This window comes from Halospina denitrificans, assembly GCF_004364635.1.
Taxonomy (GTDB): domain Bacteria; phylum Pseudomonadota; class Gammaproteobacteria; order Pseudomonadales; family Oleiphilaceae; genus Halospina; species Halospina denitrificans.
Genome location: NZ_SOAX01000002.1, coordinates 697,562 through 719,602 on the forward strand (window position 1 = coordinate 697,562; position 22,041 = coordinate 719,602).

Below are 22,041 nucleotides of genomic sequence, written 5' to 3' on the forward strand. Positions count from 1 at the left end.
GAAGGGTTCCGGGGCGGGTCAGTGTTCCCCGGCAGGGTGGCCGGACTCGCCGCCCTCCGACGCCTCGTCACCGTTACTCGCGTTCAGGTCCTGGGTGACCCGCTCCCCGTCGCTGTCATCATCATCCCACCCCTGGGGCGGACGCGGCACCTTGCCGGCCATGATGTCGTTGATCTGGGCACTGTCGATGGTTTCGTACTTCATCAGCGCATCCGCCATCAACTGCAGCTTATCCATGTTATCGACGAGGATCTGCTTGGCCGTATCATAGCACTCATCGATGATGCGGCGGATCTCCTCGTCGATGGCATGTGCTGTCTGGCCCGATACGCCCTTGCCACCAGCGCCTGTGTCATAACCGGCAAAGGGCTCATCACGGTCTTCGTCATACATCAGCGGCCCCAGTTTCTCTGAGAGGCCCCACTTGGTCACCATGTTACGCGCCAGTTCGGTGGCACGCTTGATGTCGTTCTGGGCCCCGGTGGTCACACCTTCCTTGCCAAGGGTGAGTTCCTCGGCAATCCGGCCGCCAAAGAGGCTGCAGATCTGGCTGATGATGTAGCGGCGCGTGTAGCTGTACTTATCCTCCTCGGGGAGGAACATGGTCACGCCAAGCGCCCGCCCACGCGGGATGATGCTGACCTTGTAGACCGGGTCATGCTCCGGCACCAGCCGGCCAACAATGGCATGGCCGGACTCGTGATTGGCTGTGTTGAGCTTTTCCTTCTCGGACATGACCATGGACTTGCGCTCCGAGCCCATCATGATCTTGTCCTTGGCCAGATCCAGCTCTTCCATGGAGACCAGGCGCTTGTTCCGGCGCGCCGCGAACAGCGCCGCCTCGTTGACCAGGTTCTCCAGATCGGCACCGGAGAAGCCGGGCGTACCGCGTGCGATGTCCTTGGGCTCGACGCCATCCGCCAGGGGCACCTTGCTGAGGTGAACCTTGAGCACCTGCTCACGGCCGCGGATATCCGGCAGCGGCACCTGCACCTGGCGGTCAAAACGGCCAGGGCGCAGCAGGGCCGGGTCAAGGACGTCCGGGCGGTTGGTGGCGGCGATAACGATAACGCCCTCGTTGCCCTCAAAGCCGTCCATTTCGACAAGCAGCTGGTTCAGGGTCTGTTCCCGCTCATCGTGCCCACCGCCCATGCCGGCACCACGCTGGCGACCAACGGCGTCGATCTCATCGATGAAGATGATGCAGGGACTCTGCTTCTTGGCCTGCTCGAACATGTCCCGGACCCGGGATGCACCAACGCCGACGAACATCTCGACGAAGTCCGAACCGGAGATGGAGAAAAACGGCACCTTGGCCTCGCCCGCGATGGCCTTGGCGAGCAGTGTCTTACCGGTACCCGGGGCGCCCACCATCAGCACCCCCTTGGGAATATGGCCGCCGAGGCGCTGGAACTTGCTGGGATCCTTGAGGAAGTCCACCAGCTCCATGACGTCTTCCTTGGCCTCGTCAACACCGGCCACATCACTGAAGCCGGTCTTGATCTGCTCCTCGCTCATCAGGCGGGCCTTGCTCTTGCCGAAGGACATGGGGCCTTTGCCACCACCGCCTCCGCCCTGCATCTGGCGCATGAAGAAGATGAAGATGGCAATGATGATCAGGATCGGGAATGACGCCACCAGCAACTGGGTCCAGATGCTCTGGCCGGACGCTTCCTTGCCGGTGACCTGCACATCGTTGTTGTAGAGGTCATCCATCAGGTTGGGGTCCTCGACCGCCGGCCGGGTGGTCGTGAAGTTGCTGCCACCCTCGCGCTCACCGGTAATCGTCTGCCCCTGGATGGTCACTTCCTGGACCTGACCGCTGCGCACCATCTCGATGAACTGGGAGTAGTTGACCTGGTCCTGCTGTGGCTCGGGGTTGAAGTTCTGGAACACCATCAACAGCACCGCCGCGATGACCAGCCACAGGACCAGATTTTTCGCCATATCGTTCAAGATTACTCACCCATTCTGTCTGCCCGCCCTTTCGGGCGATATACGTCAAACAATACACCAATCGCCCCGGGGGCGACCAGCATACTGGCTGTCTGTTCAGGCGCCCTGGCGGCCACGAAAGCCGCTACAGACCTGATATTGCTCCCTTGAACGAGCCCTTGAGGCGCCCGGTTTGCGTGTCGCAACACGCCGGAAATCCGATTTCATGGTTTTCAGCAGGGCATCGAAGCCTTCACCCTGAAAAACCTTGGTCACAAAGGTGCCCCCCGGACGCAGCACCTGCTGGGCCATATCCAGCGCCAGCTCAATCAGGTTCATGGCGCCGGGAATATCAATGGCGGCCATACCACTCATATTGGGGGCCATATCCGAAATAACAACATCGACAGGCCGATCCCCAATCTCTGCAAGAAGCGCATCCAGCACGTCCTGCTCGGTAAAATCGCCCTGTATGAAGCTTACGCCGGGAACCGCATCCATGGGCAGTATATCACTGGCCACCACCAGCCCCTGGTCACCGACCTTCTCCGCGGCCACCTGGGACCAGCCGCCCGGGGCCGACCCCAGGTCCACGACCGTCTGGCCACGCCGGAAGAGGCCCTCCTTCTCGTCAATTTCAAGGAGTTTGTAACTCGCCCGGGAGCGGTAACCGTCCTCCCGTGACTTCTGGACATAAGGATCGCCGTGATGCTCGCGCAACCAGCGATCACTGCTCTTGGATCGCGCCAAACCGTCTCTCCCGGGGCATTCAATCAGCCCGCCTCGACTGGTATACTGCCTATTCTAATGGTCTACCGCCTCTGGAACAGCCTCGAGCCTGTTATTTCCCCAATCAAGAGAATCAATAATGGCCCTTTCAAAGGAACAGCAGCGCGAATACCGTGCTCGCGCCCATCACCTCAAGCCCGTCATCCTGATCGGCGACAACGGCGTCTCCGAAGGCCTGACCCAGGAGCTTGAACGGGCCCTGGATGATCACGAGCTGATCAAGGTCAAGATCAGCTCCACGGACCGCGAGGAGCGCCGTGAAATGCTGGAGGAGGCCTGCAGGGCCACCGGCGCCGAGCTCGTCCAGACCATCGGCAAGGTCGCCGTACTGCTGCGCCGCGCGAAGGATCCCAACCCGAAGCTGTCGAACCTTCGCAAGTAAGCCGCAGCGGCCTCCCGCCTACAGGTGCAGCACCTCTTCAATCTCGTATTCCACGGTACCCGAGGGCACCTGGACGGACACTTCCTCGCCTTCCTCCTTGCCGATCAGGGCACGGGCAATGGGTGAGGAGATGGAGAGGCGCCCCTGCTTGATGTCGGCTTCGTCGTCGCCCACGATCTGGTAGGTTTCCGCCTCCTCGGTATCCACGTTGACCAGCCGCACCGTGGTCCCGAAGATCACCTTTCCGGTCTTCTCGATGGTGGTCACGTCAATCACCTGCGCCGCGGCCAGTTTGCTTTCAATCTCCTGGATGCGACCCTCGACAAAGCTCTGCTGCTCGCGCGCCGCATGATACTCCGCGTTTTCCTTGAGGTCGCCATGTTCCCGGGCATCGGCAATCGCCTGGATCACCCGGGGGCGGTCCTCGCTCTTGAGCCTGTACAGCTCATCACGCAGGGCCTGTTCGCCCTGCTTGGTCATGGGAACCCGGTTGTTACTCATCGTGCTGATACCCCGCGTGAAGGTCCTGGAGGCGGCGAACGGTGCGCTCCGAGCCGAACCGGATGGCCCGGCAGAAGGCTTCGCCGCCCGTCAATGTGGTTGCATAGGTTACCTTGCGCTGCAGCGCGGACTGCCGGATCTGGGCCGAATCCGCGATCGCCTTGCGCCCTTCCGTGGTGTTCACGATCAGATCCACCTGGTCGTTCTTGATGGCATCCACGATATGCGGCCGGCCTTCGCGCACCTTGTTGATCTTTTCCACCTGCAGGCCCGCCTCCGCGAGCACAGCAGCCGTACCACCGGTGGCGATCAGACGGAAGCCCACATCGGCAAGGTCGCGGGCCAGTTTGACCACATCGCCCTTGTCCGCATCACGCACACTGATAAAGGCCGTGCCGCCACTCGGGAGGGTCTCTCCCGCGCCCAGGGCCGCCTTGGCAAACGCCTCGTCAAAGCTGTCGCCAATGCCCATGACCTCTCCAGTGGACTTCATCTCGGGCCCGAGAATGGGGTCCACCGAGGGGAATTTCGGGAAGGGGAAGACCGACTCTTTCACCGAATAATAGTTCGGAACGGCCTCACTGGTAATCCCCTGCTCCTCCAGGGTCATTCCGGCCATGCAGCGGGCGGCAATACGAGCCAGGGAACGGCCCACGGCCTTGGAGACGAAGGGCACGGTCCGTGACGCCCGGGGATTGACCTCGATCACGTAGATCTCGCCATCCTGCCAGGCCAGCTGCACGTTCATCAGCCCGACCACGTCCAGCTCCAGCGCCATGCGGCGAACCACATCGCGCATCTCGTCCTGGACGCTGACCGGCAGCGTGTAAGGCGGCAGAGAACAGGCGGAGTCGCCGGAGTGCACGCCAGCCTGCTCAATGTGCTGCATGATGCCGCCAATGATGGCGGTCTTGCCGTCACAGACCGCGTCGATGTCAATCTCGACGGCCGCGTTCAGGAAGTGGTCCAGCAGTACGGGACTGTCATTGGAAACCAGTACCGCACTGCGCATGTATTCCTTGAGCTCGTCCTCGGTATAGACGATCTCCATGGCCCGGCCACCCAGCACATAGGACGGGCGCACCACCAGCGGATAGCCAATGTCACGCGCCACCAGTATGCCTTCCTCCAGGCTGCGGACCGTGGCATTCGGCGGCTGCTTGAGGCCGAGGCGGTTGATCATCTGCTGGAAGCGCTCGCGGTCCTCGGCCCGGTCAATGGCGTCCGGGCTGGTGCCGATGATGGGCACACCCGCGGCTTCCAGGCCCCGGGCCAGCTTGAGCGGCGTCTGGCCGCCGAACTGGATGATAACGCCGTCCGGGTTTTCCGCCTGCACGATTTCGAGCACATCCTCGAGGGTAATCGGCTCGAAGTAGAGCCGGTCCGAGGTGTCGTAGTCGGTGGAAACCGTCTCCGGGTTGCAGTTGATCATGACGGTTTCATAACCATCATCGCGCATGGCCAGCACCGCGTGCACACAGCAGTAATCAAACTCGATGCCCTGGCCGATACGGTTGGGGCCGCCCCCAATCACCACGATCTTCTTGCGGTCGCTGACGTCCGCCTCGCATTCCTCCTCGTAACTGGAATACATATAGGCCGTGGACGACTTGAACTCGGCGGCACAGGTATCGACGCGCTTGAACACGGGGCGTACACCAAGGTCGTGACGCAGCTTGCGGAAGCTCTGCTCGGACACCCCCAGCAGCTCAGCCAGGCGCGTATCGGAGAAGCCCTTGCGCTTGAGGCGGTAGACACGATCGTAATCCAGCTCCGCAGTACCCGTGGATTCGAGACGCTTTTCCTCCTCGATCAGGTCCTGGATCTGGATCAGGTACCAGCGGTCGATATTGGTGTACTCAAACACCTGCTCAAGACTCATGCCCCGCCGGAAGGCGTCACCGATGTACCAGGGACGGTTGGCGCCGGGGACCTTGAGTTCGTGGATCAGGGTATCCTCGGCATCACCACCGTCCTCAAGAATCGGATCGAGCCCGGAAACACCGGTCTCCAGGCCACGCAGCGCCTTCTGGAAGGACTCCTGGAAGGTCCGCCCGATGGCCATGACCTCACCCACCGACTTCATCTGGGTGGTCAGCCGCGAATCCGCCTGCGGGAACTTCTCGAAGGTGAAGCGCGGGATCTTGGTAACCACGTAATCAAGGGACGGCTCAAAGGAGGCCGGTGTCACACCGCCAGTAATCTCGTTCTGCAGCTCGTCCAGGGTAAAGCCGACGGCGAGCTTGGCGGCGACCTTGGCGATGGGAAAACCCGTAGCCTTGGACGCCAGTGCCGAAGAACGGGACACGCGGGGGTTCATCTCGATCACCACCATGCGTCCGTTTTCCGGGTTGATACCGAACTGGACGTTGGAACCCCCGGTCTCCACACCGATCTCACGCAGCACGGCCAGGGAGGCATCACGCATGATCTGCCATTCCTTGTCCGTCAGCGTCTGGGAGGGGGCGACTGTAATGGAATCCCCGGTGTGGACGCCCATGGGGTCAAAGTTCTCGATGGCGCAGACAATGATGGTGTTGTCGTTCTTGTCCCGCACCACTTCCGTTTCATATTCCTTCCAGCCAATGAGCGACTCATCGATCAACAGCTCATTGGTGGGAGACAACGCCAGGCCACGCTGGCAGATCTCCTCGAATTCCTCGCGATTATAGGCAATACCGCCACCGGAACCGCCCATGGTGAACGAGGGCCGGATGATGCACGGAAGGCCGATGTGATCCAGCACCTGGTAGGCCTCTTCCATGCTGTGGGCCATAGAAGCGCGAGGGGTATCGAGGCCTATGTTGTGAACGGCCTTATCGAAGCGGTCCCGGTCCTCGGCCTTGTCGATGGCATCGGCGTTGGCACCGATCATCTCCACGCCATGTTTGGCCAGCAGTCCGTGGCGTTCCAGGTCGAGAGCGCAGTTCAGTGCCGTCTGCCCACCCATGGTGGGCAGCAGCGCGTCCGGCTGCTCTTTCTCGATGATCTTCTCGACCGTGCGCCAGGTGATTGGCTCAATATAGGTGGCGTCCGCCATGACGGGATCCGTCATGATCGTGGCCGGATTCGAGTTGACCAGTATGACGCGGAAACCTTCCTCGGTCAGGGCCTTGCAGGCCTGCGCGCCGGAATAGTCGAATTCACACGCCTGCCCGATCACGATCGGGCCAGCGCCAAGAATCAGTATGCTTTTGATATCGTCTCTTTTCGGCATTTAAAACACTGTCCCGTTCTCATTCAAGCCGTTTGTCGGATGTCGGTGTCCGACAGGAGTCAGTCTTCGGCAGCCCGGGCTGCCTGGTGCTCGTCCATGAGCCGGGTAAATTCACCGAACAGCGGGATCACGTCCCTGGGACCGGGACTGGCTTCCGGATGCCCCTGGAAACTGAACACCGGCGCGTCCTTGAGACGCATCCCCTGAAGGGTGCCATCAAACAGCGAGCGGTGGGTGACCTCGACATTGTCCGGAAGCGAATCCTCTTCCACCGCAAAGCCATGGTTCTGGCTGGTGATCACCACGGTCCCGTCCGCTACATTCTCAACCGGGTGGTTCGCCCCGTGATGGCCAAACTTCATCTTGACGCTGCGCGCGCCCACCGCCAGCCCGAGAAGCTGGTGTCCCAGACAGATCCCGAATGTGGGAATCCCTTTCTCAATGCAGCCACGGAGTGCCTCGATGGCGTAGTCGCAGGGCTCCGGATCACCCGGGCCATTGGAGAAGAAGACGCCATCCGGCTGATAGGCCATGACCTCGTCCAGGGGCGTTTTCGCGGGCACGACCGTCACCTCGCAGCCCCGCCACACCAGTAGTCTCAGGATGTTGTACTTGATGCCATAATCATAGGCGACCACCCGGTAGCGGGCCTCCGGTGCCGGACCGTAGCCCTCGTCCAGGGTCCAGGCTGACTGGGTCCACTTCATGGGCTCACTGCAACCGGCATCTGAGGCCAGGTCCATGCCCTTGAGTCCCGGAAATTCCCGCGCCAGCTTCAGCGCGGCTTCTTCGGTGGCCCCGGCTCCCGCCACAATGGCGCCACTCTGGGCGCCCTTGTCCCGCAGCAGGCGCGTCAGTCGACGCGTGTCGATGCCCGCGATGGCCACGACCTTCTCGCGCTGAAGGTAGTCGGTGAGCGTCTCCGTCCGGCGCCAGTTGCTGGCGATCATCGGGAGGTCACGGATAATGAGCCCGGCCGCACAGACCCGGTCGGATTCCACGTCCTCGGGGTTGATGCCCGTGTTACCGATATGCGGATAGGTGAGCGTCACCATCTGGCGGGTATAGGAAGGATCAGTGAGGATTTCCTGGTAGCCGGTCATGGCCGTATTGAAAACGACCTCGCCACTGGTGCTGCCCTCGGCGCCAATGGATTCGCCCCTGAAAATGCTGCCATCTTCAAGTGCAAGGATTGCTGGTTCCGTCAATGCCATGCCCCTTCTTGCGTCTCTGGCGGGTAGGACGCGCGTCACGACACCCCGGCATTGCTTACTCGTAAAAAAGCGAGACGGAGTCGTGTGACGCCGTCCCGCTTTCGCAGAATTCCAACAGCCGGTGGAGGGAGCGCTCAATAAATCCGGAGCATTTTATAGAGAAACCCCTGCCGCTGTCCATCCGGGACATCCGCTATGCGAGGTCTTTCAGGCCCAGAACGTCCTGCATGTCATACAGACCCGGCCCCTGACCCTGCAGCCAGAGTGCGGCGCGCACCGCGCCCTTGGCAAAGGTCATGCGACTGCTCGCCTTGTGACTGATCTCGACCCGCTCGCCCAGAGCGGCGAACATGACATTGTGTTCACCCACGATATCGCCGCCACGGATGGTCTCAAAGCCAATGGTCTCGCGTGCGCGTTCGCCGGTGAATCCCTCGCGGCCATAGACCGCGCACTCCTGAAGGTCCCGGCCCAGGGTATCGGCAACAACCTCACCCATGCGCAGGGCCGTCCCGGAAGGCGCATCCTTCTTATGGCGATGATGGGCCTCCACAATCTCGATGTCCGAGTCATCGCCCAGGACCCTGGAGGCGGTCTTCAACAACTGCAGCACCAGGTTCACCCCCACACTCATGTTGGGAGCAAAAACCACCGGAATGCCGCTGGCTTTATCCTCAAGCTGGAGCTTTTCGGAATCGCTGAGCCCGGTCGTCCCGATCACCACCGATCTGCCCGCGTTACGGCAGACATCAAGGTTGGCGAGCGTCAGGTCCGGGAAGGTGAAATCGATGAGGACATCAAAGTCATCGGTGACTTCGGAGAGATCGCCGGCAAGGGCAACCCCATTGCGGCCAACACCGGCAAGCTCACCGGCATCGGACCCCACCAGCGAACTTCCCGGGCGCACAACAGCGGCACCGAGACTGACACCCTCCGTAAGCGTCACCGCCTCGATCAACACCTTTCCCATACGTCCGGCAGCGCCGGTGATCGCAATCCGTGTCATGGTCAGAACTTCATGTCTTCAAAGAAATTTTTCACACCCTCGAACCAGGAGCTTTTGCGGGGCCCGTGATGGCTGCCATCACTGTCTTCCTGGAGTGTATCCTCAAACTCCCGGAGAAGCTCCTTCTGCTTCTTGGTCAGATTGACAGGCGTTTCCACCACAACCCGACACAGCAGATCGCCGGGGTTGCCACCACGTACGGGGGTCACGCCCTTGCCGCGCAGCCGGAATACCTTGCCGCTCTGGGTTTCCGCCGGAATCTTGAGCTTCACCCGGCCATCGAGCGTGGGCACTTCAAGCTCACCACCCAGGGCCGCATCGGTAATGCTGATGGGGACGTCGCAATGGAGATTGCGCCCATCCCGGGCAAAGATCGGGTGTTCCTTAACAGCAACCTGCACGTAGAGATCGCCCGGGGCAGCACCCTGGAAACCGGGCTCACCCTCGCCGGAGAGGCGGATGCGGTCACCCGTATCGACACCCGGCGGCACCTTGACGGACAGAGTCTTCTCTTCCTCGATCTGCCCCTGACCATGACAGGCCTTACAGGGGTTCTTGATGATCTGACCCAGGCCGCGGCAGTGGGGACAGGTCTGCTGGACCGAGAAGAAACCCTGCTGCATCCGGACCTGCCCCATACCACGACAGGTCGTGCAGGTTTCAGGCCGGCTGCCCGGCTCCGCACCCGAGCCATTGCAGCTCTTGCACTCGCTGGCGCTGGGGATCTCGATCTTCACATTCTTGCCGCGCACGGCGTCTTCAAGATCCAGCTCCAGTGTGTAGCGAAGGTCGGCACCCCGGTTGCTGCGGCCGCGACCGCCCCCGAAGATGTCGCCGAACACGTCGCCGAAGATGTCGGAGAAACTGGCGCCGCCACCGCCGCCAAAGCCGCCACCACCGCCGGCGCTGCCGTCAACACCGGCGTGGCCGAACTGGTCGTAGGCCGCCTTCTTCTCCGGATCGCCAAGGACCTCATAGGCCTCACTGGCTTCCTTGAAGCGGGCTTCGGCGTCTTCATCATCCGGATTGCGGTCCGGGTGATACTTCATCGCCAGCTTCCGGTATGCCTTCTTGATCTCTTTGTCATCCGCACTTCGGGATACACCGAGAATCTCGTAATAATCGCGTTTGGCCATGACGTCTGTTAACCGTAGTTCGAATATTGATCCAGCAACGACAAACGCGGGAGGAGAACCCCCCGCGCCTGCTGCTCAAAAGGTGTGCATGATGCCAGCGGTATTACCGCTTGTCATCGTCGTTGACTTCCTCGAATTCGGCGTCAACGGCATCATCGCCACCTTCCTGACCCTGCTGGCCAGCATCCGCCTGGCCTTCGGCGTCACCGCCTTCCTGGGAGTACATCTTCTGAGCCAGGCTGGATGACGCTTCGGTCAGCTTCTGGGTCTTCGCTTCGATGTCCTCCTTGTCATCGCCCTTCATCGCCTCTTCCAGTTCGGAAATGGCGCTCTCGATGGAGGACTTCTCTTCCTCGGTCGCCTGGTCGCCAGCTTCCTCAAGGCTCTTGCGAACCGCATGGATCATGCTGTCGCCCTGGTTGCGGGCCTGGACCAGTTCCTCGAACTTCTTGTCCTCTTCCGCATTGGCCTCGGCGTCCTTGACCATCTGCTCGACTTCGTCCTCGTTCAGACCGGAGGAAGCCTTGATCTCGATGGACTGCTCCTTGCCGGTTGCCTTGTCCTTGGCCGAGACGTGCAGGATGCCGTTGGCATCGATATCGAAGGTCACCTCGATCTGCGGTACACCACGCGGTGCCGGCGGAATGTCCTGGAGGTCAAAGCGACCCAGGGACTTGTTCTGGGTGGCCTGCTTGCGCTCACCCTGGACCACGTGGATGGTTACCGCGGTCTGGTTGTCCTCGGCGGTCGAGAAGGTCTGCGACTTCTTGGTCGGGATCGTGGTGTTCTTCTCGATCACCGGCGTGGCAACACCACCCATGGTCTCAATGCCGAGGGTCAGCGGTGTCACGTCAAGCAGCAGGACATCCTTCACATCGCCGGAGAGTACGGAGCCCTGCAGGGCAGCACCCATGGCCACGGCTTCGTCCGGGTTCACGTCCTTGCGTGGATCCTGGTTGAAGAATTCCTTGACCTTTTCCTGCACCTTCGGCATCCGGGTCTGACCACCGACCAGGATCACCTCGTCGATGTCGCTCACCTTCACGCCGGCATCGTTGATGCAGGTCTTGCAGGGTTCCATGCTGCGCTGGACCAGGTCCTCGACCAGTGATTCCAGCTTGGCCCGTGTGACCTTCACGTTCAGGTGCTTGGGCCCGTTCTGGTCCGCCGTGATGTACGGCAGGTTCACGTCGGTCTGCTGCGCGGAAGACAGCTCGATCTTGGCCTTCTCGGCAGCTTCCTTCAGGCGCTGCATGGCCAGTGAGTCGCCGCGCAGGTCGATGCCCTGGTCCTTCTTGAACTGGTCGGCCAGGTACTCGATCAGCGCCATGTCGAAGTCTTCACCACCCAGGAAGGTGTCACCACTGGTGGCCAGTACCTCGAACTGCTTCTCGCCATCGACATCCGCGATCTCGATGATGGAGATGTCGAAGGTACCGCCGCCAAGGTCATAGACCGCAACAGTGCGATCCTTGCCCTTACGGTCCAGGCCATAGGCCAGTGCCGCGGCGGTCGGCTCGTTGATGATGCGCTTCACATCAAGACCGGCGATGCGGCCGGCATCCTTGGTGGCCTGGCGCTGGTTGTCGTTGAAGTAGGCCGGCACGGTAACGACCGCCTCGGTCACCTTCTCGCCCAGGTAATCCTCCGCGGTGCTCTTCATCTTCTTGAGAACTTCCGCGGACACCTGGGGCGGTGCCATCTTTTCGCCCTTCACTTCAACCCAGGCATCGCCATTGTCGTTCTTGACGATGTCATAGGGCACCATCTTGATGTCCTTCTGGACGACGTCGTCGTCAAAGGCGCGGCCAATCAGGCGCTTGATGGCGTACAGCGTGTTCTTCGGGTTGGTTACCGCCTGGCGCTTCGCCGCCGCACCCACAAGGGTCTCGCCCTCGTCGGTATAGGCCACGATGGACGGGGTTGTGCGGTCGCCCTCTGCGTTCTCGATGACCTTGACGCCGTCACCATCCGGAATGGCAACGCAGGAATTCGTCGTACCCAGGTCAATCCCGATTATCTTACCCATGGAAATCACTCCAATTTATCTGATCGTTGAATTAGTAGCCGGTATCCGGTTTGCCGTTATAGTGCCTTTATTGGGCCTAACTCAGCGTTTTCAAGTCTGCTCGTCGACATTACCGCCCTCGGGTTCCGGCGCCTTGGCCACCATGACCATGGCGGGACGCACGACGCGGCCGTTCAGCGTGTAGCCTTTCTGCATCACCGCGATGACGGAATTGGGTTCCGCTTCAGCGCTGGGCACCATCGACATGGCCTCATGCTGCTGCGGATCAAAGGGTTCACCCACTGGATTGATCTGCTGAACGTTGAACTTCTCCATCGCGCGGGTGAACATATCCAGCGTCATGTCGACGCCTTCCTTGATGCGGGTGACCACTTCTTCATTGTGGACCTCGTGCCCCTCGGTGCTCTCCACCGCTTTCTCGAGGCTGTCCAGCACTGGCAGAAGCTCCTTCACGAACTTCTCCAGCGCGAACTTGTGCGCCTTCTCCACATCAATCTCAGAGCGGCGGCGGATGTTCTGCATCTCCGCCTTGGCACGCATCAGCTCTTCCTTGTAGCTCTCCAGCTGTTGCTCGAGCCCCGAATCGCCGCTGGCTGTCTCTTCGCCGCCCTCGGCCTGCGCCTGGGCCTGGCCTTCCTCGGCTGCTTCCGCCTCGTTAGCCTGTTCTTCCTTACGGGTTTCTTCGTCGCTCATCACTCGCCTCGACATTCATTGACCGAATTTCGTTTCGACCCAAAAGGGGTTACCTGCCCGGAATATGGGGTTGCCCCGACAGGTTTCAACCATTGCGCATCACGAACCCCGAAATTTTTCGGATTTCGTGCCTGACCCCATTCTTTACGAACTGTATATATGAACATATACTGTATATAACCCCATGCCCGGTACAGGAGAACAGACTCATGCTGAGCCAGCTGACGGTCGCCAATTACGCCATTGCAGAGCAGGTCGAGCTTTCCTTTTCCCAGGGCATGACAGCACTCACTGGGGAAACCGGGGCGGGCAAGTCCATCGTGCTCGATGCCCTGGGCCTGGTCATGGGCGCCAGGGCGGATGCCGGCGCGGTGCGCGACGGCGCCGAAAAAGCCGACATCACCGCCGTCTTTGACATCGAGCGCATTCCCCAGGCGCGAGCCTGGCTCGAATCGAAGGATCTCGAGCAGGACAATGACTGCGTGCTCCGGCGGGTTATCCGCAAGGATGGCCGTTCACGCGGTTACATCAATGGCCAGCCCTGCACCCTCCAGGACCTCAAGCAGCTCGGCGCCATGCTGATGGACATCCACGGCCAGCACCAGCACCAGTCCCTGCTTCGCAAAGACACCCATCACCGGCTGGTGGATGAGTTCGGGAACAATACCGAGCGGGCGGCGGAAGTCCGGACCGCCTACCGTGACTGGCAGGCACTGCGCCGGAAGCTGGAACGCATCCGGAATGAACAGGACGAACGCCAGTCCCGCACGGAACTGCTGCGCTACCAGGTGGAGGAGCTGGATCGTCTGGGCATGACGGCGGATGAGCTTTCCGCCCTCGAGGCCGAACAGAAGCAGCTCGCGAACGCCGAAAGCATCCTCCAGCACTGCCATCAGGCTGCGGCATGCTGCAGCGAAGGGGAGCCGGATGCCAGCGCCCTGCTCGAACAGGCACGCCAGCAGCTTGAGCGGCTTCCCGTGGAGATCCCGCAACTGGCGGAAACCAGCCAGATGCTGGCGGAGGCCCGCATTCAGGTGGAGGAAGCCGGCGATAATCTACGCCGGTTCATGGATGATTACGACTGCGACCCGCAGCGATTGCAGAGTGTCGAGGAACGACTGAGCCTGATCTATCAGCTGGCACGCAAGCACCAGGTGCAGCCCGAAGAACTGCCGGAACACCACCAGAACCTGCAGGCGGAACTTGAGCGACTCGACAGCGGCTCAGAAAGCGTGGAGCAGCTGGAAGCCCGGGTCGAAGAAGCCTGCAGGGCATGGCGGGAGAGGGCCGATGAACTGACCGCTGCCCGTCAGCAGGCCGCGCAAAACCTGGATGCCCGCGTCACCGAGGAACTGACGCGGCTGAGCATGCCCGGCATCCACTTCGAAACCCGGCTGACACCCACCTCCGACGACCAGACGCCCAGCGTCACGGGCAATGAGGAAATGGAATTCCTGGTCAGCACCAACGCCGGCCAGTCCGCCAAGCCCCTGCACCGAGTAGCCTCCGGTGGTGAGCTGTCACGCATCAGCCTGGCCATACAGGTGGTGGTCGCCCAGACATCCACCATTCCCACCCTGATCTTTGATGAAGTGGACGTGGGCATTGGCGGTGCGGTCGCAGAGGTCGTGGGCAGGCTGCTGAGAACTCTTGGCGAGGAGGGTCAGATACTGTGCGTGACCCATCTGCCCCAGGTAGCCAGTCAGGCGCATCAGCATCTGTCCGTCAGCAAGTTCACTCAGGAGAGCGAAACCTTCTCAACCGTTGAAACCCTGGATGCTGATGAGCGGATCCGGGAAGTGGCACGCATGCTGGGGGGCGTTGATCTCACGGAGCAGACCATCGCTCATGCCGCGGAAATGGTTGAGAAGGGGCAGGCCACCCATCACTAGAGCCAGTCTGGCTAGCCGTTACGGGGCTTCACATAGAGAATCATGCTGTGGTCGACAAGATCGAAGCCATACTGCTCGGCAATCTTGCGCTGGCGCTCTTCAATAACCTCGTCATAGAACTCGATGACACGCCCCGTCTGGGTGCAGACCATGTGGTCGTGATGCTCTTCCTTGGCCAGCTCAAATACCGCATGGCCACCCTCGAAGTTGTGCCGCAGGACCAGGCCAGCGGCTTCAAACTGCGTCAGAACCCGATAGACCGTGGCCAGCCCAACATCATCACCGGATTCCAGAAGCTTCTTGTACACATCTTCCGCGCTCAGATGATGATCGCCTTCCGCATCCTCGGCCGCTTCCGCAGTCTCAAGAATGCTCAGAATCTTGACCCTTGGCAGGGTAACCTTGAGTCCTACCTTGCGCAGCTCGACGTTTTCTGGTGCCATGCTGAACCTAATCGTTGGTGATGTTGTGGGCTTTCGTTACTATGCTCGCTCATTAACCGGCCGACGACCCTCAGAGCGGCACTCAAGATAGAGGATTTGCTCCCGCGATGCAAAAGGCTTTTATACTTCCCGTCCTGGCACTTGTCGCCGCCCTTCAGGCGGGCTGCAGCTTTCCGGGCGTGTACCGGATTGATGTCCAGCAGGGCAACATCATCGACCACGAGGACCTTTCAGCACTTGGCCCTACCATGACCCGGGCAGACGTTCAGGACCTGCTGGGGACGCCCATTACCGTGAGCGCCTTCAATCCGGATCGTGAACACTATCTGTACACTTTTCAGGAAAACGGGGGGGAGATCAAGCGCCAGCGCGTCACGATCCACTACGAGAACAACCGCTACCTCCGGCATGAAACCAAACTGCTGGACGAAACCCCGGCCAACTGACCGGGTACTCAGCGCCGTGTTCCAGCCCGGCTGGCCCTGGCATCCTTGGGATCAATAACCAACGGACGGTAGATCTCCACCCGGTCGCCATCAGACAGCACATGGTGCTCCGGATCCTTCAGTACCCGCCCAAAGACTCCAATGCTCTGCTGCGACGGATCAATTTCAGGAAATCGTGCCTCGATACCGGAAACCCTGATGGCATCCAGCGCAGTCGCATCGGGCGGCACCGTGACGGCAATCAGCTCCTGATGCTCGGGGCGCGCATATACCACTTCCACCTGCATCCCACCCATCAGCCGCTCCCCGCCCTGGCGCCGTAGAGCTCCGCGGCACGACGGCAGAACGCATCCACCATGGCATTGGCGGCCTGGTGGAAGATGTTGCCGAAAGCAAACCGGGCAACACGTCCGTCCACATCAAACTCCAGCTCAAGTTTCACCTTGCAGGCGTCTTCCCTGAGCTCGACAAAATGCCAGTACCCGCGAAGATAGCGAAACGGCCCATCCACCAGTTCCATCCGGATGCAGCTGTGAGGGTCCAGATGATTACGTGTGGTAAAGCGCTGGCTGAGACCGCCACGCACCACTTCAAGAGAGGCCGTCACCTGCTGCCCATTGCCATCATCATGGCGGAGCGCATTACCGCACCAGGGAAGGAACTCCGGATAGGCCTCAACATCGCTCACCAGCGCAAACATCTCCCGGGCGGAATGTCGCACAAGGGCGCTGCGTTCAATCTTCTGCGTCATAATCCCCTATTGCCCCATAAGGCTCTTCGGATAACGGATAAACCGGTGTTTCGAAACTGTCTCCACCCCCGCCGCACCATGGGGGGGAATACTCATCGCAAAGGCTAGGCCCCTGCTGGTAGAGCCCAAACCCGACCGTCGCAACCACTGTGAGCGGGACCACCACACCCATGAGCAGGCGCCAGAACCGGAAACGCATCCCCTTCAGCCCCAGAAAGGAGACCACCCGCTGAGGACGAAGGAAGCGACCCACAAGCAACGCCACGCCGAGAACCCCCAACGGAATAAAGAGCAGCCTGGCTAGCTGACTCATCCAGAAAAAGAAATCCGGCCCCGTCCCGCTGGCAACTCCGCGGACCGCCAGCAACCCGGCCAGACAGCCCGGGATCGCCGCCAGAGCCACAGCAAGGGCCCGCAGGCCGCCGAGCGACTCCGACAACCGTGCCACCAGAACTTCCATGACAAAGAGCGCGGACGTCCAGGCAAGCAACACCACCAGTATATAGAACAGACTCCCGACAAGCTGCCCGGAAGGCATCGCCTCAAACACCTGGGGCAATGTCACGAATACCAGTTCAAAGCCTGAGACCGAAGCCACCTGATGGGCAAAGAGCAGTGAAATGACACCCAGCCCAAGCAACAGCGTGATGGCAAGATCCGTTGCAGCAACACCAATCCCCGACAGCGGAACCGATGCGTTGCCGGGCATATAGGCCCCCAGTGTCATCAGGGCGCCGCTGCCGATTGCCAGCGAGAAAAAGGCGAGCGAAACCGCATGGAAACCGCCAGACCAGCCGAGATCCTCCCAGCGAAACGCGAAAAGCGTCCAGCTTGCTTCGCCGGCCTTGCCGGACATGGCGCCCACCGTCACAAGCACCAGGATCACGACCAGCATCAAGGGCATCACGGTTCGAAGCGAGCTTTGCAGACCCCGCTGCAGCCCTTTCATCGATATACCGACCACCAGGGCCATAAAACTCAGGAGCCAGAAGGCCATATCGCCCTGATTGCTGTAGAAACGGGTAAACAGCGCGGAAGCGGCGGCGGGATTACCATTGAGTTCCCCCAGCGCTGCCCGGAACAGATAGGACAGCCCCATGCCTCCCACAACCCCGTAGAGCCCCAGCAGGATGCAGGCCGCCAGCATCATGGACCACCCTGCCCAGGGCATCAGCGGCGCAATCAGGGAACCCTCGGACATGCGCCTGAGGGTTGGAACCGGGCTCATCAGGCACCGGCGGGCCAGGGCCAGCTCCGCCATGACCACGGGCACCACCGCCAGAAACAGAACCGCCACGTACACCAGCAGAAACGCGCTGCCACCATAGTTCACCATGGCGGACGGCACTCGCCACAGGTTGCCGAGCCCGATGACGGTAGCCGCCAACGCCAGCGAAAAGGTCCATCGACTGCCCCAGGCACTGGCCGGCGCAATGGAATTTGTGGCCATGAACTGCCCCAATACTGCAAAGGATGACCCAGTGTAACCCAACCGCCCACTCGGCTTAAGCAGCAAACATACAGGCAGACACTTTGCTTTTTACCAAGGGCTTTAGGCTACAATGGCGGACCTTTTGCGGAACCGATTCAGTCAGGCCGGACCAACCCTATGAGCGGAAAGAAAAAATCCACCTCTGGTGGAAGCACGATCGCCCTCAACAAGAAAGCGCGGCACGAATACCATATTGAAGAAACCTTCGAGGCCGGCCTCCAGCTTCACGGGTGGGAAGTGAAGGCCCTGCGCGCTGGCAAGTGCCAGATCACGGACGCCTATGTGCTCCTGAAAAATGGCGAAGCCTGGCTGCTCGGACTCCACATTCCGCCATTGCCATCGGTATCCACCCATATCAACCCGGACCCCACACGGACGCGCAAGCTTCTGCTGCACCGGCGTGAAATTGCCACGCTTGTAGGCAAAACACAGCAGACAGGACACACCTGTGTGCCGCTTGCCATTTACTGGAAGAAGAACCTCATCAAGGTCCAGATCGCCCTGGTCAAGGGTAAGAAGCTGCATGACAAGCGGGCGACCGAGAAAGAGCGGGACTGGAACCGGGAGAAACAGCGGATCCTGCGGGCGAACTTACGGTAAGGTAATGCCAACAGCTGTTCCAGCAGTGGTTTAGCGGACGTATACTCGTCCTGTATTCCAAAACAAATACCACTGCAACCAGGGAGGGATCATGTCTGCCAACCGCACAGCCATGTCCTCGGTCGATACTGCCTGGTTGCGGATGGAGTCTCCCGAAAGCCCCATGATGATCGGGGCCGTGCTGGTCTTTGATGAGCCGATCGACTTCGGGATGTTCCGCAACCTGCTTGAAGAACGCTTCCTTCGTTTCCGCCGCTTCCGGCAACGCGTTGTCTGTAAGAGTGACCGCTGCTACTGGGAGGATGACCCCTGGTTTGACCTGGACAACCACCTGCACGCCACCGCGCTCCCCGGAAAGGCTGACCAGACCGCGCTCCAGAGCCTTGTCAGCAACCTGAACAGCACACCACTCGATTTCAACCACCCCCTCTGGCAGATCCATTACGTCGACCAGTACCAGGGCGGTTGCGCGCTTATCGTACGCATCCACCACTGCATCGCCGACGGCATCTCGCTGGTACGGGTCCTGCTGTCACTGACGGATGAATGTGGCCCGGAAGAGGATGAAGAGCTCTGCCGCAGACGCCGCAAACAACGTACCGATACCTCCACGTGGCCGGAATGGCGCCGGGTGGTTTTCCGGGCACGACGCAACCTGCGGCTCGCACGACGCCAGGTTCGAGAGACCTGGCGCACCGTCCAGGAGGACCCCGCCTACCTCCTGCGGCTTGGCGAGGAATGCGCGCTGGTGGGAAAGGACCTCTTCCGGGTCGCCTTCCGGGCCCCGGAGCCGGCCACCCCCCTGAAAGGCCCGCTCTCTGGTCGCAAGGAAGTAGCCTGGTCGGAACCGCTCAGCCTGGGCGAGGTCAAGGCAACCGCCAGGGCCCTGGACGGCACCGTCAACGACGTGCTCATGGCCGCGGCCACCGGCGCCATCCACGCCTTCCTGCGGGCGAGCCAGACACCACTGCCGGAGACCGGTATCCGCGTCGCCGTGCCCTTCAATCTGAGACCACTCAACCAGCCCATTACGCGTCTTGGGAATCAGTTCGGGCTGGTTCTGGTGCCACTACCCGTGCAGGCCCTGTGCCCGCGGGAACGCTTCCGATTCGTCCAGGAGCACATGGCGGAGCTGAAGCAGTCCTACCAGGCCCAGGTCTCCTACGGCCTGCTCGATATACTCGGGCGCGGCCCGGACCTGCTTGAGCGCCGGGCACTGGAGCTGCTCAGCCGGCGCGCCTCCGCCGTGCTCACCAACGTGCCCGGCCCCGAGGAGCCTCTTTACCTCTGCGGCTCCCGGCTACGCCAGCCCATGTTCTGGGTGCCGCAGACCGGGGATGTTGGCATTGGCCTGAGCATCTTCAGCTACGCCGGTCAGGTCCAGTTCGGCGTTATCATCGACCGCGAGCTCATGCCCTCCCCAGAGGGCATGGCTGCGGCCTTCGCGGACGCCTTCCATGAAATCCGGGATCTGGCCCTTGATGAGAGCGGGCAGGCCCCGGTAATAAAAACCCGCGAGCCCTTGAGAATGGACTAGGGCGCCCATATACTAATGGGTACGGGGACGATCCGGATTCGACGCTGGTGACAAAACCCGAGGTGCATGCCGAGATGACAGCGAATCTCGTAAAATCAAAGCTGTGCTAAAGATAGTTGCAAACGACGACAACTACGCACTGGCGGCATAAAACCCGCTAGTCTGCCTAGCCGGGGTGCTTGTTCCCCGCGCGTTCAGGCAGTCATAGAAAACAAGCTCGCTACCGCGTATTGCTCTATACGCTGTAGTTAAAACCCGAAGAGCTCGCCCCTTGCACCCTGACCTTTGGGTCGCCTGGGGTTAAAGCAATAAAAGGAAGCTAAGCATGTAGAGCCGAGGGCGGAGTACCGGCGGACGCGGGTTCAACTCCCGCCGTCTCCACCAAACAGCAAGACTTAAAGCCCTGATTCGTCAGGGCTTTTTTTTATTCCCGAACTGCCACCCAGCAATATGCGTCCACGAAGTGTCCACACAGAGCTTCAACCGCATTCAGACACACCAAAACCCTCTGCCAGAGCTTATTCATGAGCTAATTCGCATCGCACCAAGACGAGCAGAGTAGTCGAGAGCGTCTGGACACCAGCCACCGCCGGCAAGCTAAGAAGACGCAAAAACCTCAAAAGGAGTTGACGTCGCGCTACATCTCTGATATATTTGGGAGTTGGGCATAATTAGCCCAAAAGGAAGGACCGGGGCTTAAACCCCGGAAATTAGGAATTGGATTCGGATGCCGCCGAATCCTCATTTCCACCAAATCAAGCTATAGGAGACTATTATGGTGAAAATTTCTTTTAGAATACTATCTTTGAAATCAAAATCTACTGCAAAGAAAGTAAGGCGTCAAGTATTATTTCAAAAAAATCCCTTAAAAACGATAGGGCGCATTTTCGCCCATCAACTAATAAGCGTCGTAATCGCCCTATCGTTGCAGGCTATTCAAGAACCTGATACCCAGCCTCCCCACTTAGCCCCCCCACTCTATGAGGGGCCTCCACAGACCCAAGAGTACAATTGGGCATAAGGCGCAACGCCTTATCTATCAGCGGCCTCAATAGAGGCTGCTGCCATAGGGTTCAAACGAACGGCGTCCTCTAAGTGGTCAGGGGATAGGTGAGGTAACGCATCGTCATGCTGATGCTGGCATGGCCCAGGATCCGCTGGAGCGTGAGAATGTTACCGCCGTTCGTCATGAAATGGCTGGCGAACGTATGGCGCAGTATGTGGGCACATTGACCCTTGGGCAGTGTCAGCCCTGCCCTTCTGACCGCTCGCCGGAATGCCGATATGGTGGACGTTCCGAAGCTGCCCCACTCTTTCAGATGCTCCGTGATCGCCTGGTGAAGCTCCTGGGAGATCGGAACCGTGCGCTTTCGGCCTGATTTGGTGTTCACGAAAGTGACCCGGTACCGCTTGAAGTGATTCAGCGTCAAGCCCTCAGCCTCCGACCACCGAGCACCGGTTTCCAGGCTTATACGAGCAACCAGGTAAACATGCGGGTTGTCGCAGCCCTCGCTAAGTTCCTGAAACAGCTTCTGGATCTCGTGGTGTTCCAGTTACCCATCTCCTGTTCCGGCACCTTCAACGGCCGCACGGATGACAGCGGGTTGCTGTAATTGATCTCCCCCAGCCGCTGCAGCTCATTGAATACGGCGTTGAGATAGCCCAACTCATTGTTACAGGTCTTGGGTGTCCGCCCTTCTTCCGTCCTGACTGCGCGATACTTCATGTAGTCCCGTGCCTGGATATCCGCGGCCACCGGATCGCCCCAGGCCTCCGCAATACGCATCGAGTGATCGTAACGGCGCTTGCCGTCCTTCAGGTATCGCCGGTGAGCGTCATACCAAAGCGTGAACAGTTCGCTCAGCCGGCGCTTATCCTTACTGCAGCTCGTTCCAGTCTGCCCCACTCTGAATCTGAGAGAGCAGCCAGCGCTCATACCGATGCGCTTCCGCCTTACTGGGGAAAGTCTTGCGCACGC

Annotated in this window: 20 protein-coding genes and 1 other RNA gene; 6 read left to right on the plus strand and 15 right to left on the minus strand. The window is 60.3% G+C overall.

What is annotated here, in order from left to right:
• Positions 1-18: 18 nt before the first annotated feature.
• Together ftsH and rlmE are read right to left on the minus strand one after the other, a co-directional pair.
• Positions 19-1,947, minus strand: coding sequence for an ATP-dependent zinc metalloprotease FtsH (ftsH, locus tag DES49_RS06890; RefSeq protein ID WP_133735710.1), 1,929 nt, complete (start codon positions 1,945-1,947; stop codon positions 19-21).
• A 105-nt stretch (positions 1,948-2,052) separates the two neighbouring features.
• Positions 2,053-2,685 (minus strand): 23S rRNA (uridine(2552)-2'-O)-methyltransferase RlmE, encoded by a 633-nt coding sequence (gene rlmE / locus DES49_RS06895; protein ID WP_133735636.1) that lies wholly within the window; start codon positions 2,683-2,685, stop codon positions 2,053-2,055.
• 118 nt (positions 2,686-2,803) lie between these two features.
• Here rlmE and yhbY point away from each other — a divergent pair, with 118 nt between their 5' ends.
• Positions 2,804-3,106 carry a ribosome assembly RNA-binding protein YhbY gene (yhbY, locus tag DES49_RS06900; protein WP_133735637.1) on the plus strand — a complete coding sequence of 101 codons (303 nt, stop codon included), beginning with the start codon at positions 2,804-2,806 and terminating at the stop codon, positions 3,104-3,106.
• An 18-nt stretch (positions 3,107-3,124) separates the two neighbouring features.
• On the opposite strand, the gene greA is transcribed toward yhbY, so the two are convergent.
• The 7 genes from greA to grpE form a co-directional block, all read right to left on the minus strand.
• The gene (gene greA, locus DES49_RS06905) at positions 3,125-3,586 is read right to left on the minus strand and encodes a transcription elongation factor GreA (RefSeq protein WP_243864935.1); all 462 of its coding nucleotides are present in this window, start codon (positions 3,584-3,586) and stop codon (positions 3,125-3,127) included.
• Between the two features lie 13 nt (positions 3,587-3,599).
• Positions 3,600-6,824: a carbamoyl-phosphate synthase large subunit gene (gene carB, locus DES49_RS06910; protein WP_133735639.1), complete on the minus strand. Its 3,225-nt coding sequence runs from the start codon at positions 6,822-6,824 to the stop codon at positions 3,600-3,602.
• A gap of 59 nt (positions 6,825-6,883) precedes the next feature.
• Complete coding sequence (gene carA / locus DES49_RS06915; protein WP_133735640.1) at positions 6,884-8,032, minus strand: glutamine-hydrolyzing carbamoyl-phosphate synthase small subunit; 1,149 nt, start codon at positions 8,030-8,032, stop codon at positions 6,884-6,886.
• A 199-nt stretch (positions 8,033-8,231) separates the two neighbouring features.
• Positions 8,232-9,044: a 4-hydroxy-tetrahydrodipicolinate reductase gene (gene dapB, locus DES49_RS06920; protein WP_133735641.1), complete on the minus strand. Its 813-nt coding sequence runs from the start codon at positions 9,042-9,044 to the stop codon at positions 8,232-8,234.
• 2 nt (positions 9,045-9,046) lie between these two features.
• A complete protein-coding gene (gene dnaJ / locus DES49_RS06925) occupies positions 9,047-10,180 on the minus strand; it encodes a molecular chaperone DnaJ (protein ID WP_133735642.1) in 1,134 nt (377 codons plus the stop codon).
• A 103-nt stretch (positions 10,181-10,283) separates the two neighbouring features.
• Positions 10,284-12,209 (minus strand): molecular chaperone DnaK, encoded by a 1,926-nt coding sequence (gene dnaK, locus DES49_RS06930; RefSeq protein ID WP_133735643.1) that lies wholly within the window; start codon positions 12,207-12,209, stop codon positions 10,284-10,286.
• Positions 12,210-12,299: 90 nt separating this feature from the next.
• The gene (gene grpE / locus DES49_RS06935; protein ID WP_133735644.1) at positions 12,300-12,902 is read right to left on the minus strand and encodes a nucleotide exchange factor GrpE; all 603 of its coding nucleotides are present in this window, start codon (positions 12,900-12,902) and stop codon (positions 12,300-12,302) included.
• A gap of 209 nt (positions 12,903-13,111) precedes the next feature.
• On the opposite strand from grpE, the gene recN reads away from it, so the two are divergent.
• Complete coding sequence (gene recN, locus DES49_RS06940) at positions 13,112-14,794, plus strand: DNA repair protein RecN (RefSeq protein ID WP_133735645.1); 1,683 nt, start codon at positions 13,112-13,114, stop codon at positions 14,792-14,794.
• An 11-nt stretch (positions 14,795-14,805) separates the two neighbouring features.
• Here the strand turns inward: recN and fur are convergent, their stop codons facing one another.
• Positions 14,806-15,237 (minus strand): ferric iron uptake transcriptional regulator, encoded by a 432-nt coding sequence (fur, locus tag DES49_RS06945; RefSeq protein WP_133735646.1) that lies wholly within the window; start codon positions 15,235-15,237, stop codon positions 14,806-14,808.
• Positions 15,238-15,344: 107 nt separating this feature from the next.
• On the opposite strand from fur, the gene DES49_RS06950 reads away from it, so the two are divergent.
• Complete coding sequence (locus DES49_RS06950) at positions 15,345-15,683, plus strand: outer membrane protein assembly factor BamE (RefSeq protein ID WP_133735647.1); 339 nt, start codon at positions 15,345-15,347, stop codon at positions 15,681-15,683.
• A gap of 8 nt (positions 15,684-15,691) precedes the next feature.
• Here the strand turns inward: DES49_RS06950 and DES49_RS06955 are convergent, their stop codons facing one another.
• Genes DES49_RS06955 through DES49_RS06965 form a run of 3 tightly spaced genes read right to left on the minus strand, consistent with a single transcriptional unit; the run spans position 15,692 to position 17,884 of the window.
• Positions 15,692-15,979, minus strand: a complete 288-nt coding sequence (locus DES49_RS06955; protein WP_341776790.1) for an RnfH family protein — start codon at positions 15,977-15,979, stop codon at positions 15,692-15,694.
• A complete protein-coding gene (locus DES49_RS06960; RefSeq protein ID WP_133735648.1) occupies positions 15,979-16,434 on the minus strand; it encodes a type II toxin-antitoxin system RatA family toxin in 456 nt (151 codons plus the stop codon). The genes DES49_RS06955 and DES49_RS06960 overlap by 1 nt, the downstream gene beginning before the upstream one ends.
• Positions 16,418-17,884: a sodium-dependent transporter gene (locus DES49_RS06965; RefSeq protein WP_133735649.1), complete on the minus strand. Its 1,467-nt coding sequence runs from the start codon at positions 17,882-17,884 to the stop codon at positions 16,418-16,420. Before DES49_RS06965 ends, DES49_RS06960 begins: the two co-directional genes overlap by 17 nt.
• A gap of 159 nt (positions 17,885-18,043) precedes the next feature.
• Here DES49_RS06965 and smpB point away from each other — a divergent pair, with 159 nt between their 5' ends.
• The 3 genes from smpB (at position 18,044) to ssrA (ending at position 20,447) form a co-directional block, all read left to right on the plus strand.
• Complete coding sequence (gene smpB, locus DES49_RS06970) at positions 18,044-18,526, plus strand: SsrA-binding protein SmpB (RefSeq protein WP_133735650.1); 483 nt, start codon at positions 18,044-18,046, stop codon at positions 18,524-18,526.
• A 91-nt stretch (positions 18,527-18,617) separates the two neighbouring features.
• Positions 18,618-20,063: a wax ester/triacylglycerol synthase family O-acyltransferase gene (locus tag DES49_RS06975; RefSeq protein WP_133735651.1), complete on the plus strand. Its 1,446-nt coding sequence runs from the start codon at positions 18,618-18,620 to the stop codon at positions 20,061-20,063.
• Between the two features lie 23 nt (positions 20,064-20,086).
• Positions 20,087-20,447: a transfer-messenger RNA gene (gene ssrA, locus DES49_RS06980) on the plus strand.
• A gap of 707 nt (positions 20,448-21,154) precedes the next feature.
• Here ssrA and DES49_RS15795 read toward each other — a convergent pair.
• Together DES49_RS15795 and DES49_RS15800 are read right to left on the minus strand one after the other, a co-directional pair.
• The gene (locus DES49_RS15795; protein ID WP_424955225.1) at positions 21,155-21,616 is read right to left on the minus strand and encodes a tyrosine-type recombinase/integrase; all 462 of its coding nucleotides are present in this window, start codon (positions 21,614-21,616) and stop codon (positions 21,155-21,157) included.
• A complete protein-coding gene (locus DES49_RS15800; protein ID WP_424955221.1) occupies positions 21,532-21,969 on the minus strand; it encodes a phage integrase in 438 nt (145 codons plus the stop codon). Before DES49_RS15800 ends, DES49_RS15795 begins: the two co-directional genes overlap by 85 nt.
• Positions 21,970-22,041: the final 72 nt, after the last annotated feature.

What these genes read in the sequence shown, in the direction of transcription:
- grpE (WP_133735644.1), bottom strand. Translation starts at nt 12,902, where the DNA reads ATGAGCGACGAAGAAACCCGTAAGGAAGAACAGGCTAACGAGGCGGAA.
- ftsH (WP_133735710.1), bottom strand. Translation starts at nt 1,947, where the DNA reads ATGGCGAAAAATCTGGTCCTGTGGCTGGTCATCGCGGCGGTGCTGTTG.
- DES49_RS06950 (WP_133735647.1), top strand. Translation starts at nt 15,345, where the DNA reads ATGCAAAAGGCTTTTATACTTCCCGTCCTGGCACTTGTCGCCGCCCTT.
- dnaJ (WP_133735642.1), bottom strand. Translation starts at nt 10,180, where the DNA reads ATGGCCAAACGCGATTATTACGAGATTCTCGGTGTATCCCGAAGTGCG.
- yhbY (WP_133735637.1), top strand. Translation starts at nt 2,804, where the DNA reads ATGGCCCTTTCAAAGGAACAGCAGCGCGAATACCGTGCTCGCGCCCAT.
- recN (WP_133735645.1), top strand. Translation starts at nt 13,112, where the DNA reads ATGCTGAGCCAGCTGACGGTCGCCAATTACGCCATTGCAGAGCAGGTC.
- DES49_RS06960 (WP_133735648.1), bottom strand. Translation starts at nt 16,434, where the DNA reads ATGACGCAGAAGATTGAACGCAGCGCCCTTGTGCGACATTCCGCCCGG.
- DES49_RS06955 (WP_341776790.1), bottom strand. Translation starts at nt 15,979, where the DNA reads ATGGGTGGGATGCAGGTGGAAGTGGTATATGCGCGCCCCGAGCATCAG.
- carB (WP_133735639.1), bottom strand. Translation starts at nt 6,824, where the DNA reads ATGCCGAAAAGAGACGATATCAAAAGCATACTGATTCTTGGCGCTGGC.
- dapB (WP_133735641.1), bottom strand. Translation starts at nt 9,044, where the DNA reads ATGACACGGATTGCGATCACCGGCGCTGCCGGACGTATGGGAAAGGTG.
- DES49_RS06975 (WP_133735651.1), top strand. Translation starts at nt 18,618, where the DNA reads ATGTCTGCCAACCGCACAGCCATGTCCTCGGTCGATACTGCCTGGTTG.
- fur (WP_133735646.1), bottom strand. Translation starts at nt 15,237, where the DNA reads ATGGCACCAGAAAACGTCGAGCTGCGCAAGGTAGGACTCAAGGTTACC.
- dnaK (WP_133735643.1), bottom strand. Translation starts at nt 12,209, where the DNA reads ATGGGTAAGATAATCGGGATTGACCTGGGTACGACGAATTCCTGCGTT.
- DES49_RS06965 (WP_133735649.1), bottom strand. Translation starts at nt 17,884, where the DNA reads ATGGCCACAAATTCCATTGCGCCGGCCAGTGCCTGGGGCAGTCGATGG.
- smpB (WP_133735650.1), top strand. Translation starts at nt 18,044, where the DNA reads ATGAGCGGAAAGAAAAAATCCACCTCTGGTGGAAGCACGATCGCCCTC.
- greA (WP_243864935.1), bottom strand. Translation starts at nt 3,586, where the DNA reads ATGACCAAGCAGGGCGAACAGGCCCTGCGTGATGAGCTGTACAGGCTC.